Below are 14,213 nucleotides of genomic sequence, written 5' to 3'. Positions count from 1 at the left end.
CGTGTTCCTGACCGTCACCACCACCGGGACCCCCGGCAGCCCGGCCACCGACCTCGGCTTCCTGCTGCACAAGCACCCGGACCGATCGCAGGCGTTCTCGACGTCCCTGGGCACCGCGCACGTCCTCTACCCCGAGGCGGACGTCCGGCGCTGCACCGCGGCGCTGCTGCTGGAGGTCGACGCGGTGGCACTGGTCCGGCGCGGCAAGGGCAAGGGCCGCGGCGGCGCCCCCGACGCGGCGCTCGCGCAGTACGTCAACGACCGCCCCTACGCGGCCTCTTCACTGCTCGCGGTGGCCCTGAGCCGCGTCTTCTCCAGCGCGATGCGCGGCACGTGCCACGCCCGCCCCGAACTGCCTGCGCAGCCAAGGCCGTTGCGCATCGAGATCCCCGCGCTGCCCGCCCGGGGCGGCCCCGGTCTCGTACGGCGGCTGTTCGAGCCGCTCGGCTGGACGGTCACCGCCGAACCCGTTCCCCTGGACGCCGAGTTCCCGGCGTGGGGCGACTCGCGCTACGTGCGCCTGGCCCTGGACGCCGAGACGCTGACCCTCGCGCAGGCCCTGCGCCACCTCTACGTCCTGCTCCCCGTCCTCGACGACGCCAAGCACTACTGGGTCGCTCCCGACGAGGTGGACAAGCTGCTGCGGGCCGGCGCGGGCTGGCTGCCCGGCCATCCGGAGCAGCAGCTCATCACCAGCCGCTACCTGTCCCGCCGCTGGTCCCTCACCCGGCAGGCGCGGGAACGCCTGGAACTGCTGCGGCTGGCCGAGACCGACGACAGCGAGGTCGAGGAGCTCGACAACGCGGTGGCGGCGGAGACCGAGACGGAGGAGAGGCCGGCACCGCTCGCCGTGCAGCGCCGGGACGCCCTCGTCGCGGCGCTGGAGGAGGCCGCCGCCGCGCGGGTCCTCGACCTCGGCTGCGGCCAGGGACAGCTGGTGCGGGCGCTGCTGATCGACCCGCGGTTCACCGAGATCGTCGGCGTCGACGTGTCGGCGCGGGCGCTCACCATCGCCTCCCGGCGGCTGAGGCTGGACCGGATGGGGGAGCGGCAGGCCGCCCGCGTCAGGCTCCTGCAGGGCTCGCTCGTGTACACCGACGCCCGGCTCAAGGGCTACGACGCCGCCGTGCTCAGCGAGGTGATCGAGCACCTCGACCTGCCGCGGCTGCCCGCCCTGGAGTACGCCGTGTTCGGCGCGGCCCGCCCGCGGACGGTCCTCGTGACCACCCCCAACGTCGAGTACAACGTCCGCTGGGAAAGCCTGCCCGCCGGGCACGTCCGGCACGGCGACCACCGCTTCGAGTGGACCCGTGAGGAGTTCCGCGCCTGGGCGGCGGCGGTCGCCGAACGGCACGGCTACACCGTGGAGTTCCGGCCCGTCGGCCCCGACGACCCCGAGGTGGGCCCGCCGACCCAGATGGCCGTGTTCCGGCTGCGGAAGAGCGAGGACGAGACGCGTACGAGCGACGACGAGACGCGTACGAGCGACGACGAGAAGGAGGCGGAGGCAGCATGAGCGAGAACACGAACCGGGCAGGACGCGTCCTGCCCGTCACCGACCTCTCCCTCGTCGTCCTCGTCGGCGCCTCCGGCTCGGGCAAGTCCACCTTCGCCCGGCGGCACTTCAAGCCCACCGAGGTGATCTCCTCGGACTTCTGCCGCGGCCTGGTCTGCGACGACGAGAACGACCAGAGCGCCAGCCGGGACGCCTTCGACGTCCTGCACTACATCGCCGGCAAGCGCCTCGCCGCCGGCCGCCGCACCGTCGTCGACGCCACCAGCGTGCAGCAGGACTCCCGCCGCCTGCTGGTCGACCTGGCGAAGCGGCACGACGTCCTGCCCATCGCCATCGTGCTCGACGTGCCCGAGGAGGTGTGCGCCGAGCGCAACGCGGCCCGCACCGACCGGGCGGACATGCCGCGCCGGGTGATCCGGCGGCACACCCGCGAACTCCGCCGCTCCCTGCGCGGCCTGGAGCGTGAGGGCTTCCGCAAGGTGCACGTCCTGCGCGGGGTGGAGGAGGTGGAGAAGGCCTCGGTCGTCACCGAGAGGCGCTTCAACGACCTCACCCACCTCACCGGACCGTTCGACATCGTCGGCGACGTCCACGGCTGCTCCGCCGAACTCGAGGCCCTGCTCGGCAAGCTGGGCTACGTCGACGGCGTCCACCCCGGGGGCCGTACCGCCGTCTTCGTCGGCGACCTCGTCGACCGAGGACCGGACAGCCCCGGTGTGCTGCGCCGGGTGATGTCGATGACGGCGTCGGGCAACGCGCTGTGCGTGCCCGGCAACCACGAGAACAAGTACGGGCGTTACCTCAGGGGCCGCAAGGTCCGGCACACCCACGGGCTCGCCGAGACCATCGAGCAGATGGAGGGCGAGAGCGAGGAGTTCAAGCGCCAGGTCCGGGAGTTCCTCGACGGTCTCGTCAGCCACTACGTCCTGGACGGCGGCCGACTCGTCGTGTGCCACGCCGGACTTCCCGAGAGGTACCACGGACGCACCTCCGGCCGGGTGCGCGCGCACGCGCTGTACGGCGACACCACGGGCGAGACCGACGAGTTCGGCCTGCCGGTGCGCTACCCGTGGGCCGAGGACTACCGCGGCCGGGCGGCCGTGGTCTACGGCCACACCCCGGTGCCGGAGGCCGGCTGGCTGAACAACACCCTCTGCCTGGACACCGGCGCGGTCTTCGGTGGCCGGCTCACGGCGCTGCGCTGGCCGGAGCGGGAGCTGGTCGACGTACCGGCCGAGCGGGTCTGGTACGAGCCGGCCAGGCCGCTGCGCACCGAGGCGCCCCGCGGGCACGAGGGGCGGCCGCTGGACCTCGCGGACGTGCACGGCCGGCGGGTGGTGGAGACCCGCCACGCGGGCCGGATCTCCGTGCGCGAGGAGAACGCGGCGGCGGCCCTGGAGGTCATGAGCCGCTTCGCGGTCGACCCGCGCCTGCTGCCGTACCTCCCGCCGACCATGGCGCCGACGCCGACCTCGCACGTCGAGGGCTACCTGGAGCACCCGCTGGAGGCCTTCGCGCAGTACCGGGAGGACGGCGTCGAGCGGGTCGTGTGCGAGGAGAAGCACATGGGCTCGCGGGCTGTCGCCCTGGTGTGCCGGGACGAGGAGACGGCTCGCCGCCGGTTCGGCGCGGACGGTGTCACGGGCTCCCTCTACACCCGTACCGGCAGGCCGTTCTTCGACGACCGGGCCGTCGCCGAGGAGATCCTCGCCCGGCTGCGCACGGCGGTCACCGAGGCGGGCCTGTGGGAGGAACTCGCCCCCTCCGACGTCGCCCCCGGGGCGGGCGACTGGCTGCTGCTGGACGCCGAGTTGATGCCGTGGTCGCTGAAGGCCGCCGGGCTGCTGCGCACCCAGTACGCGGCGGTGGGCGCGGCCTCCGGCGCGGTGTTCCCGGACGCGCTGGCCGCGCTGCGGGGCGCCGCGGAGCGCGGCGTCGACGTCACGGACCTGCTCGCCCGCCAGAGCGAACGGGCCCTGGACGCGGCCGCGTTCACGGCCGCCTACCGCCGGTACTGCTGGACCACCGACGGCCTGGACGGCGTCCGCCTGGCGCCCTTCCAGATCCTCGCCGCCCAGGGCCGCAGCCTCGCCGCCCTGCCGCACGTCGAACAGCTCGCGCTGATCGACCGGCTCGTGGAGCACGACGGCACCGGCCTGCTGCGCACGACCCGCCGCCTTCACGTCGACGTGGCGGACCCGGAGTCGGTCCGCGCGGGCGTCGACTGGTGGCTGGAGATGACCGGCCGCGGCGGCGAGGGCATGGTCGTCAAGCCGGCCGCCGCGCTGGTGCGCGGCCCGGAGGGCCGCCTGGTCCAGCCCGGCGTCAAGTGCCGCGGACGGGAGTACCTGCGGATCATCTACGGTCCCGAGTACACCCGCCCGGACAACCTCGCCCGGCTGCGCCGGAGGTTCCTGAACCACAAACGCTCGCTGGCGATCCGCGAGTACGCCCTCGGCCTGGAGGCGCTGGACCGGCTGGCCGACGGCGAGCCGCTGTGGCGGGTGCACGAGGCCGTCTTCGGGGTGCTGGCCCTGGAGTCGGAGCCGGTGGACCCCAGGCTGTGACGGCCGGTGCACCGGAGGCTGTGACGGCCGGGCCGTCAGCCCACCAGCCGCAGCCGCCGGCCGCACACGCCCACCCGTACCGACTGGCCCCAGGTCAGTTCCAGGGAGTCGGCCTCCATCCCGTCGCCGAAGACGACGAGGCGCTCCGACTCGACGGTGAGGCTCAGCCGCCGCGGGCCCGGAAGGTCCCCCGCCACCAGCGAGGTGCCGGTGGCGGGGGAGGGCCAGGCCTCGCGGACGAACCACAGCAGCCGCTCCTCGGTGGGCGCGGGGAGGGTCAGCCGGCCGCCCCGCTCCTGCCACACCGACCGCAGCCAGCCGGTCGCCCCGGTGCCCGTGCCCACCAGCACCCCCGAGGAGGCCTGGGCCTCGGCGACACCCCCGTCGCCGTCGAGGCCCAGGCGGTAGCGGGCGGTCTGGTGGCCGGCCGCGCCCAGATAGATCTCGTTCAGGGCCACCAGCCGCTGGGTGTCGTCGGCGACGGCCTCGACCATGGTGAGCTCCTCGACGTCCGCGCCCCCGGCGAGCGCGGCGGGCAGCAGGGCCGCCACGTCCCCGGGCCGGTGCCGTACCAGCACGCCGGGATTGCGGCCGGGGTCCGTGTCCACGCCGAGGACCGGCTGCCCCGCCAGGTACTTGGCGGCGTTCGCCACCAGCCCGTCCTGCCCGACCACGACGACCACGTCCTGAGGGGCGAACAGGAAGCGGTCCAGGTCGGCCCGCTCCACCCGGGTCTGCCGCCAGGTGAGCGGGATGCCGGCGGCCACCTCCGCCAGGGCCCTGTGCGTGCGGCGGTGCCGTGCGGCCACCTCCTCGACGGACCGCCCGCGGGAGGAGAGAAAGAAGGCGGCCTGGCCGTGCGTGCCGTGGTGGGCCACCAACTCCTCGTACTCCGTGGTGCGGTGGACGATCACCGCCCGCGGGGCCAGGCTCACGCCCGCTCCCCGGCGCCGAGCCGGGCGAGCAGCCCGGTCAGCACGTCCGGCGACACGGTGACGCTGTCGATGCGCGGCAGGTTCTCGGCCAGCCGGGTGCCGGTGAGCGCCTGCAGGGTCGTCACTCCGTCCACCCCGGCCTCCCCGTGCACCCGCAGCCAGGCGGCCCGTGCCTCGGCGCGGGCCTCGCCGACCGCGCGCGCCCCCTCGGCCTCGGCGCGGGCCATGCGGACCGCCCGCGCGGCCTCCGCCTCGGCCAGCCGCTCGGTGCGCGCGGCCTCCGCCTCGGCCAGCTGTCCGGTGCGGACCGCCTCGGCCTCGGCCAGCCGTACCGTCCGGGCCGCCTCCGCGTCGGCCCGGACCGCGTCCGCCGCCGCCTGCTCCTCGGCCTCGCGACGGGCGTTCGTGCCCCGCTGCTCGACCAGCCGCTCCTCGCGGCGGGCCAGTTCGATCCTGCTCGCCAGTTCGTTCTCGGCGATCGCCCGCTCCCGCTCCACGGCCACCGCCCGCCGTTCGTACGTCGCCCGGTCGGCCTCCTGCTGGATCTGCTCGCGGGCGGGGGTGCGCAGGGCGCGCTCGACCTCGGGTTCCGGGCGCAGCGACACGACCCGGACGGCGACCACCTCGATGCCGGTGGCGGGCAGCCGGGGCTCCGCGGCCAGCCCCGCCGCGACCCGCTCGCGCACCGCGGTCACCCCGTCGGTCAGCGCGGCCGACAGCGGCGTACGGGCCAGGACGGCCAGCGCGTGCTCCTGGGCGGTCCCGGTGAGCAGCGTGCCCAGCTGCTCCAGGGGCGCGCCCCGCCAGATCCCGGTGTCGGGGTCGACGGAGAAGTCGAGGCGTGCGGCGGCGACGGCCGGGTCGCCGACGCGGTAGGTGACCGTCGCCTGCACCGTCACGTCCTGGAAGTCGGCGGTGCGGGCGTGGAAGGTCATCGCCAGCTCGCGGTCGTCCACCGGCACCTCGGAGAGGGCCGCGGCCAGCGGGCGGAACCAGAAGCTGAGCCCGGGGCCGTCGTGGACCAGCCGGCCCGCCCGGTGGTGACGGATGTGCGCCGTGGGCGCGCTGCGCAGGTGGCGCAGGCCCAGGCGCCGGGTGATGTCGGCCATGTGGCCCCCTCCTCGATTCTCGTCGCCATGACGATAATCGGCGGCCGCACTTGTCGTCAAGGGGACGAAAACTGACCGGGGCGGATACGGGCGAGCAGGGGGTGAACCGGGCCCCCGATGGTCAGGATGGAGGCATGGCACTCCATGTCGACTCCGAGGCCGGGCGGCTGCGCCGCGTCATCCTGCACCGGCCGGATCTCGAGCTCAAAAGGCTCACCCCCAGCAACAAGGACGCCCTTCTCTTCGACGACGTGCTCTGGGTGCGCCGCGCGCGCACCGAGCACGACGGGTTCGCCGACGTGCTGCGCGACCGAGGGGTCGCCGTGCACCTCTTCGGCGACCTGCTGACCGAGGCGCTGGCGATCCCGGCCGCCCGGTCCCTGGTCCTGGACCGTGTCTTCGACGAGAAGGAGTACGGCCCGCTCGCCACCGACCACCTCCGGGCCGCCTTCGAGACGCTGCCCGCGCCGGAACTGGCCGAGGCCCTCGTCGGCGGCATGACCAAGCGGGAATTCCTGTACGCCCACATGGAGCCGACGTCCGTGCGCTTCCACGCCATGGACCTCGACGACTTCCTGCTGGGCCCGCTGCCCAACCACCTCTTCACCCGCGACACCTCCGCCTGGATCTACGACGGGGTCTCCATCAACGCGATGCGCTGGCCCGCCCGGCAGCGCGAGACCGTGCACTTCGAGGCGATCTACCGGCACCACCCCCTCTTCCGTGACGAAACGTTCCACGTCTGGTCCGAGGGGCAGGCCGACTACCCCTCCACCATCGAGGGCGGGGACGTGCTCGTGATCGGCAACGGCGCGGTGCTCATCGGGATGAGCGAGCGGACCACGCCGCAGGCCGTCGAGATGCTCGCGCACAAGCTGTTCGCGGCCGGCTCCGCCCGCACGATCGTCGCGCTCGACATGCCCAAGCGGCGGGCCTTCATGCACCTCGACACCGTCATGACCATGGTCGACGGCGACACCTTCACCAAGTACGCCGGCCTCGGCATGCTGCGCTCGTACACCATCGAGCCGGGCTCCGAGGAGAAGGAGCTGAAGGTGACCGACCATCCGCCGGAGCACATGCACCGGGCGATCGCGGCCGCGCTCGGCCTGAGCGAGATCCGGGTCCTCACCGCGACCCAGGACGTGCACGCGGCCGAGCGCGAGCAGTGGGACGACGGCTGCAACGTCCTCGCCGTGGAGCCCGGCGTCGTCGTCGCCTACGAGCGCAACTCCACCACCAACACGCATCTGCGCAAGCAGGGCATCGAGGTGATAGAGATCCCGGGCAGCGAGCTGGGCCGGGGGAGGGGCGGCCCGCGCTGCATGAGCTGTCCGGTGCAGCGCGACGCCGTGGGAGCCTGAGGGGCCGACGGGGGCGAGGCGGCCGGCGGCACGAGATGCCCGGCGGAGTCGAGGCGGCCGACGGGAGGCGGGGCGGGAGACGGGAGACCGGGCGGGCGGTGGGGGTGGGTGTATATAAATTCTGTGCGTCGTATAGAATTCCATCATCCCTGTTCCTGAACCGTTGGAGCGCCCCTCATGGCGACTGTCCCGACCGCCCTCGCCGGCCGCCACTTCCTCAAGGAGCTCGATTTCACCGCGGACGAGTTCCGCGGTCTCGTCGAGCTGGCCGCGGAACTGAAGGCCGCCAAGAAGGCCGGGGCCGAGACCGCGTACCTGCGCGGCAGGAACATCGCGCTGATCTTCGCGAAGACCTCGACGCGCACCCGCTGCGCGTTCGAGGTCGCCGCCGCCGACCAGGGCGCCTCGACGACGTACCTCGACCCGTCGGGATCGCAGCTCGGGCACAAGGAGTCGGTGAAGGACACCGCCCGGGTACTCGGCCGGATGTTCGACGCGATCGAGTACCGGGGCGACAGCCAGGCCGCCGTCGAGGAGCTCGCCGCGCACGCCGGAGTGCCCGTCTACAACGGGCTGACCGACGACTGGCACCCCACCCAGATGCTCGCCGACGTGCTCACCATGACCGAGCACAGCGCCAAGCCGCTGCGGGAGATCACCCTCGCCTACCTCGGCGACGCCCGCTTCAACATGGGCAACTCCTACCTGGTCACCGGCGCCCTGCTCGGCATGGACGTGCGCATCGCGGCCCCGAAGTCGTACTGGCCCGCCGCGGAGGTCGTCGACCGCGCCCGTGAGCTGGCCGTCTCCAGTGGCGCCCGCGTCACGCTCACCGAGGACGTCGCCGAGGGCGTGGCGGGCGCGGACTTCGTCGCCACCGACGTCTGGGTCTCCATGGGCGAGCCGCAGGAGGTCTGGGACGAACGCATCGGGGCCCTCGCGCCGTACGCCGTGACCATGGACGTGCTGCGCGCCACCGGCAACCCGGACGTGAAGTTCCTGCACTGCCTGCCCGCCTTCCACGACCTCGGCACCAAGGTCGGCCGGGACATCCACGAGCGCCACGGCCTGGACTCCCTGGAGGTCACCGACGAGGTCTTCGAGTCGGCCCACTCGGTCGTCTTCGACGAGGCGGAGAACCGGCTGCACACCATCAAGGCCGTCCTCGTCGCCACCCTGGCCTGACCTGCCGGGATCAGCCCGTATCCTGACCGGCGACCCCGGAGCCACCCCTTCCGCGGTCGCCGTGCGGCGCCAACCCCGTCGCACCCGCACCACCAGAAACGAGCACCACCCTCCATGCCCGCTCCCCGTATCAAGTCCCCCGCGCTCCTGGTGGCCGAATCCGGCGCCGACCGGGAAGGCCACGGCCTCCAGCGCACGATGGGCCTGTTCCAGCTGATCTGCTTCGGCGTCGGCGCGATCGTCGGCACCGGCATCTTCGTCGGCCTGTCCGACTCGGTCGCCCAGGCCGGCCCGGCGGTCGTCGTCTCCTTCGTCCTCGCCGCGATCACCTGCGTGTTCACCGCCTTCTCCTTCGCCGAGCTGGGCGGCGCGATCCCGGTCTCCGGATCGTCGTACTCCTTCGCCTACGCCGGACTCGGCGAGGGCACCGCCTTCCTGGTCGGCTGGTGCCTGCTGCTGGAGTACGGCGTCTCCATCTCGGCGGTCGCCGTCGGCTGGAGCCAGTACGTCAACGAACTGCTGCACGGTCTCACCGGCATGCAGCTGCCCGCCGCGCTCTCCGCCGGTCCCGGCGACGGCGGGGTAGTGAACCTCCCGGCGGTGATCGTGATCGCGATGGCCTCCGTGCTGCTCGTGCGCGGGGTGCGCGAGAGCGCCCGCGCCACGGCTGCGATGGCGGTCCTGAAGCTCGTGATCCTCGCCGCGTTCTGCGCCGTCGGCTACAGCGCCTTCAAGGACGGCAACCTCACCCCGTTCTCCCCGGCCGGCCTCGGCGGCATCGGCGCGGGCACCACGGCGGCCTTCTTCTCGTACATCGGCTTCGACGCGATCACCACGGCCGGCGAGGAGGCGAAGAACCCGCGCCGGGACGTCCCCGTGGCGATCATGGTCTGCATGGGCATCGTCACCCTGCTGTACTGCGCCGTCGCGCTCGCCGCGATCGGCGCCGTCGGCGGCGACCAGGTCGGCGGCCGGCCCGCCGCGCTGTCCTACGTCGTCGACGTGGTCACCGGCTCCGGCGTCGGCGGCGGTGTGATCGCCTTCGGTGCGGTCGTCGCCATCGCCTCCGTGGTGCTGGCCGTGATGTACGGCCAGACCCGCATCCTGATGTCGATGTCCCGGGACGGGCTCGTCCCGCGCGTCTTCGAGAAGGTCTCGCCGCGCACCGCCACGCCCGTCGCCGGCACCCTGATCGTCGCGCTCGTCTTCGCGCTCCCGGCGGCCTTCGCCTCCCTGGACGCGGTGGTCAACCTGTGCACCATCGGCACGCTCGCCGTCATGGCCGTCGTCAACATCGCGGTGATCGCGCTGCGCCGCCGCGAGCCCGGCCTGACCCGCAGCTTCCGGGTGCCGCTCTACCCCGTGGTGCCGCTGCTCGGCGTCGCCTTCTGCCTGTACCTGATGTACGAGACCGGCTGGACGACCTGGCTCCAGTTCGCCGCGTTCCTCGCGGCAGGCCTGCTGGTGTACGTCGGCTACGGCCGCCGGCACTCCCGCCTGGCCGCCCCGGCCCGGGACGACGCGACGGACGGGGCGGAGGTCACGCCGGACGCAGCCGGGACGGCGGCGCGGGCAGTCTGAACCACACCGCCTTGCCCGACGAGGTCGGGCGGTGTCCGCAGGCGGAGCTCAGGGCGCGGATCAGCAGCAGACCGCGCCCGTGCTCCTGCCAGGGGTCCGGCGCCGTCAGACCGGGACGGGCGAGGCCGCCGGGCGGCGCCGGGTCCGGGTCGTGCACCTCGACGTGGCAGCCGTTCGGCAGCAGCTCCACCACCAGCTCGATCGGGCCCCTGCCCGCGGTGTGCTCCACCGCGTTCGCCACCAGTTCCGCCGTCAGCAGCTCCGCGGTGTCGTGGTCCGCCGGGTGTTCCAGCTCGGCCAGCGCCGTACGGACCAGGGCGCGGGCCACGGGCACGGCGGCGACCGTGTGCGGCAGCGCGACGCGCCAGGAGGCGGAGGCGGAGGAGGGTTCGTGCAAGGTGAGTCCGTTCGTGGCGCAGGGCGTCCCAGTGATCACCATCAGGCTGTCCTGCTTTCAACCTCAGGAATGGTACGGCGCCCGGTGCCGAAGCCTCCGGGCGGGCCCCGTCCGGGGGCCGCGACCCCGGCACCGGACGGCTTACCCGGGTGAAGGGGCCCCCTCCCGCGACGGCTCCGGTCGTTACCGCGCTGTCGACGTCCCGTGACGAAGCGGCGGTCCCGGCCGCATCGCGACGGGCCGTATCGCGCACTCGTGACGACAGTCACGGATGAGTGATAACTTCGGAGGGAGAGCGCAGCGAGCCCGCCCCCGAGGAGGCCGCACGACATGAGTCCCTTCACCGGCTCCGCCGGCCGCACCTCCCCGTGGCGCCATCTGCGCGTCGACATCACCGACGGCGTCGCCACGGTCACCCTCGCCCGCCCCGAGAAGCTCAACGCGCTCACCTTCGGCGCCTACGCCGACCTGCGCGACCTGCTCGCCGAGCTGTCCCGCGAGCGGGCCGTCCGCGCCCTGGTGCTGGCCGGCGAGGGGCGCGGCTTCTGCTCCGGCGGCGACGTGGACGAGATCATCGGCGCCACCCTGTCCCTGGACACGGCCGGCCTCCTCGACTTCAACCGGATGACCGGGCAGGTCGTGCGCGCCCTGCGGGAGTGCCCCTTCCCGGTCGTCGCGGCGCTCCACGGGGTCGCCGCCGGAGCGGGAGCCGTGCTGGCGCTGGCCGCCGACTTCCGCGTCGCGGACCCCTCGGCCCGCTTCTCCTTCCTCTTCACCCGCGTCGGCCTGTCCGGCGGCGACATGGGCGCGGCCTATCTGCTGCCCCGGGTCGTGGGACTCGGTCACGCCACCCGGCTGCTCATGCTGGGCGAGCCGGTGCGGGCCCCGGAGGCCGAGCGGATCGGCCTGATCAGCGAGCTGACCGAGGAGGGCCGCGCCGACGAGGCCGCACAGGCGCTGGCCCGCCGCCTGGCCGACGGCCCCGCCCTCGCCCTCGCCCAGACCAAGGCCCTCCTCACTGCCGAACTGGACATGCCGCTGGCTGCCGCGGTCGAGATGGACGCCGCCACCCAGGCGCTGCTGATGAACGGCGAGGACTATGCCGAGTTCCACGCCGCCTTCACCGAGAAGCGGCCGCCCAAGTGGCGGGGGAGGTGACCCGGCGGTGAGGGTCGCGGTCATCGGCGGCGGTCCAGGAGGTCTGTACGCGGCGGCGCTGCTCAAGCGCCTCGACCCGGCCCGCGAGGTCACCGTCTGGGAGCGCAACGCCCCCGACGACACCTTCGGCTTCGGGGTGGTGCTCTCCGACGAGACGCTCGGCGGCATCGAGCACGCCGACCCGGTCGTGTACCAGGCGCTGAGCGAGGAGTTCGTCCGCTGGGACGACATCGACGTGGTGCACCGGGGGACCCGGCACACCTCCGGCGGGCACGGCTTCGCCGCGCTCGGCAGGCGGCGGCTGCTGGCGATCCTGCACGAGCGCTGCCGCTCCCTCGGTGTCGAACTGCGCTTCTCCACCGAGGCGCCGCACCCGGCCCGGCTCGCGAAGGCGTACGACCTGGTGGTCGCCGCCGACGGCGTGCACAGCGCCACCCGAGAGGCCCTCGCCCACGCGTTCCGCCCCCGGGTGACCGCCCACCGCTGCCGGTACATCTGGCTGGCCGCCGACTTCGCCTTCGACGCCTTCCGCTTCGAGATCGCCGAGACCGAGCACGGCGTGATGCAGCTCCACGGCTACCCGTATTCCGCCGACTTCTCCACGGTCATCGTCGAGATGCGCGAGGAGGCCTGGCGAGCGGCCGGGTTCGAGGACACCGACGAGCGGGAGTCGATCGAGCGCTGCGCCAAGATCTTCGCCGACGCGCTCGGCGGACGCCCGCTGCGCTCGAACAACTCCGCCTGGACCACCTTCCGTACGGTGGTCAACGAACGCTGGTCGCACGGCAACGTGGTCCTCCTCGGCGACGCCGCCCACACCGCCCACTTCTCCATCGGCTCCGGCACCAAGCTCGCCGTCGAGGACGCCCTCGCCCTCGCCGCGTGCCTTCAGGAGCAGGACTCCCCGGAGCGGGCGCTGGCCGCCTACGAGGAGGAGCGCAGGCCGGTCGTCGCCTCCACCCAGCGGGCCGCCCGTGCCAGCCTGGAGTGGTTCGAGAACCTCGCGCTGTACCTGGACCAGCCGTCCCGCCAGTTCGCCTTCAACCTGCTCACCCGCAGCCGCCGGGTCACCCACGACAACCTGCGGCTGCGGGACGCCCGCTTCACCACGTCCGTGGAGCGCGAGTTCGGCTGCCCGCCCGGTACGCCCCCCATGTTCACCCCCTTCCGGCTGCGCGGACTGACCCTGCGCAACCGGGTCGTCGTCTCGCCCATGGACATGTACTCGGCGGTGGACGGCGTGCCCGGCGACTTCCACCTCGTCCACCTGGGCGCCCGGGCGCTCGGCGGCGCCGGACTGGTGATGACCGAGATGGTGTGCGTGAGCCCGGAGGGCCGGATCACCCCGGGGTGCGCCGGCCTGTGGACCACCGAACAGGCCGGGGCCTGGCGGCGGATCACGGACTTCGTGCACCGGCAGGCCCCGGGCACCGCGCTCGGCGTGCAGCTCGGCCACAGCGGGCGCAAGGGCTCGACCCGGCTGATGTGGGAGGGCATGGACGAGCCCCTGGAGGACGGCAACTGGCCGCTGGTGGCCGCCTCCGCACTGCCGTACACGCCGAAGAGTCAGACCCCGCGCGCCCTGTCCCGGGCCCAGCTCACGGACATCCGCGAGCAGTTCACCGCCGCCGCCCGGCGGGCCGCCCGCTCCGGCTTCGACCTGCTCGAACTGCACTGCGCGCACGGCTATCTGCTCTCCGGCTTCCTCTCCCCGCTGACCAACCACCGCACCGACGCCTACGGTGGATCGCCGGAGAAGCGGCTGCGCTTCCCGCTGGAGGTCTTCGACGCCGTCCGGGAGGTGTGGCCGGGGGAGCGGCCCATGACCGTGCGCATCTCCGCGACCGACTGGGCGGAGGGCGGGACGACGGCCGACGACGCCGTCGCGATCGCCCGCGCCTTCGCCGCGCACGGCGCCGACGCGATCGACGTGTCGACCGGGCAGGTCGTCTCCGGCGAACGACCCGAGTTCGGGCGCTCGTACCAGACGCCGTTCGCCGACCGCATCCGGCACGAGACCGGCGTCCCGGTGATCGCGGTCGGCGCGATCTCCTCCTGGGACGACGTCAACTCCCTGATCCTGGCCGGGCGTACGGACCTGTGCGCGCTGGCCCGCCCCCACCTCTACGACCCCCACTGGACGCTGCACGCCGCCGCCGAGCAGGGCTACGAGGGCCCCGGTGCCCTCTGGCCGGCCCCCTACCGGGCGGGCAGCCGGCGACCGCAGACCGGCCGCCTGGACGCCCCCAAGCCGCGGCTGACCCTGGACGGGTGAGGCCGACGGAACGCACAGTTCCGGTCACACGCCTTCCACGCGATCCGCACGATTCCTGAACCGCGCGTTCAGGGTCGGCTGGCTAGGTTCGGTTGGTCGATGCGAATGACCGAAAAGAGACCGAGA

10 protein-coding genes are annotated in these 14,213 nt (G+C 73.5%); 7 read left to right on the top strand and 3 right to left on the bottom strand.

Annotation, left to right across the window (positions count from 1 at the left end; genetic code table 11):
* Window position 1 precedes the first annotated feature (1 nt).
* The gene (locus ACF1A5_RS23775) at window positions 2-1,516 is read left to right on the top strand and encodes a 3' terminal RNA ribose 2'-O-methyltransferase Hen1 (protein ID WP_392194870.1); all 1,515 of its coding nucleotides are present in this window, start codon (window positions 2-4) and stop codon (window positions 1,514-1,516) included.
* A complete protein-coding gene (locus ACF1A5_RS23770) occupies window positions 1,513-4,083 on the top strand; it encodes a polynucleotide kinase-phosphatase (protein ID WP_392194869.1) in 2,571 nt (856 codons plus the stop codon). Before ACF1A5_RS23775 ends, ACF1A5_RS23770 begins: the two co-directional genes overlap by 4 nt.
* Before the next feature lie 35 nt (window positions 4,084-4,118).
* On the opposite strand, the gene ACF1A5_RS23765 is transcribed toward ACF1A5_RS23770, so the two are convergent.
* Together ACF1A5_RS23765 and ACF1A5_RS23760 are read right to left on the bottom strand one after the other, a co-directional pair.
* On the bottom strand, window positions 4,119-5,018 hold the full coding sequence (locus ACF1A5_RS23765; protein WP_392194868.1) for a hypothetical protein: 900 nt from the start codon (window positions 5,016-5,018) through the stop codon (window positions 4,119-4,121).
* A complete protein-coding gene (locus tag ACF1A5_RS23760) occupies window positions 5,015-6,127 on the bottom strand; it encodes an SPFH domain-containing protein (protein ID WP_392194867.1) in 1,113 nt (370 codons plus the stop codon). Before ACF1A5_RS23760 ends, ACF1A5_RS23765 begins: the two co-directional genes overlap by 4 nt.
* Window positions 6,128-6,261: 134 nt before the next feature.
* Between ACF1A5_RS23760 and ACF1A5_RS23755 the strand changes: the two genes are divergently transcribed.
* The 3 genes from ACF1A5_RS23755 (at window position 6,262) to ACF1A5_RS23745 (ending at window position 10,257) form a co-directional block, all read left to right on the top strand.
* On the top strand, window positions 6,262-7,491 hold the full coding sequence (locus tag ACF1A5_RS23755; RefSeq protein WP_392194866.1) for an arginine deiminase: 1,230 nt from the start codon (window positions 6,262-6,264) through the stop codon (window positions 7,489-7,491).
* Between the two features lie 177 nt (window positions 7,492-7,668).
* The gene (gene argF, locus ACF1A5_RS23750) at window positions 7,669-8,676 is read left to right on the top strand and encodes an ornithine carbamoyltransferase (protein WP_392194865.1); all 1,008 of its coding nucleotides are present in this window, start codon (window positions 7,669-7,671) and stop codon (window positions 8,674-8,676) included.
* A gap of 114 nt (window positions 8,677-8,790) precedes the next feature.
* Window positions 8,791-10,257 carry an amino acid permease gene (locus ACF1A5_RS23745; protein WP_392194864.1) on the top strand — a complete coding sequence of 489 codons (1,467 nt, stop codon included), beginning with the start codon at window positions 8,791-8,793 and terminating at the stop codon, window positions 10,255-10,257.
* Here ACF1A5_RS23745 and ACF1A5_RS23740 read toward each other — a convergent pair.
* Window positions 10,217-10,696, bottom strand: coding sequence for an ATP-binding protein (locus ACF1A5_RS23740; protein WP_392194863.1), 480 nt, complete (start codon window positions 10,694-10,696; stop codon window positions 10,217-10,219). The two genes, ACF1A5_RS23745 and ACF1A5_RS23740, sit on opposite strands and share 41 nt — an antisense overlap.
* A gap of 288 nt (window positions 10,697-10,984) precedes the next feature.
* Here ACF1A5_RS23740 and ACF1A5_RS23735 point away from each other — a divergent pair, with 288 nt between their 5' ends.
* Together ACF1A5_RS23735 and ACF1A5_RS23730 are read left to right on the top strand one after the other, a co-directional pair.
* A complete protein-coding gene (locus ACF1A5_RS23735; protein WP_392194862.1) occupies window positions 10,985-11,812 on the top strand; it encodes an enoyl-CoA hydratase family protein in 828 nt (275 codons plus the stop codon).
* Window positions 11,754-14,087: a bifunctional salicylyl-CoA 5-hydroxylase/oxidoreductase gene (locus tag ACF1A5_RS23730; protein ID WP_392194861.1), complete on the top strand. Its 2,334-nt coding sequence runs from the start codon at window positions 11,754-11,756 to the stop codon at window positions 14,085-14,087. The genes ACF1A5_RS23735 and ACF1A5_RS23730 overlap by 59 nt, the downstream gene beginning before the upstream one ends.
* Window positions 14,088-14,213 lie beyond the last annotated feature (126 nt).

This window comes from Streptomyces sp. NPDC014864 (assembly GCF_043081525.1).
Classification (GTDB): Bacteria; Actinomycetota; Actinomycetes; order Streptomycetales; family Streptomycetaceae; genus Streptomyces.
This window is presented reverse-complemented; position numbering and strand designations above follow the sequence as displayed.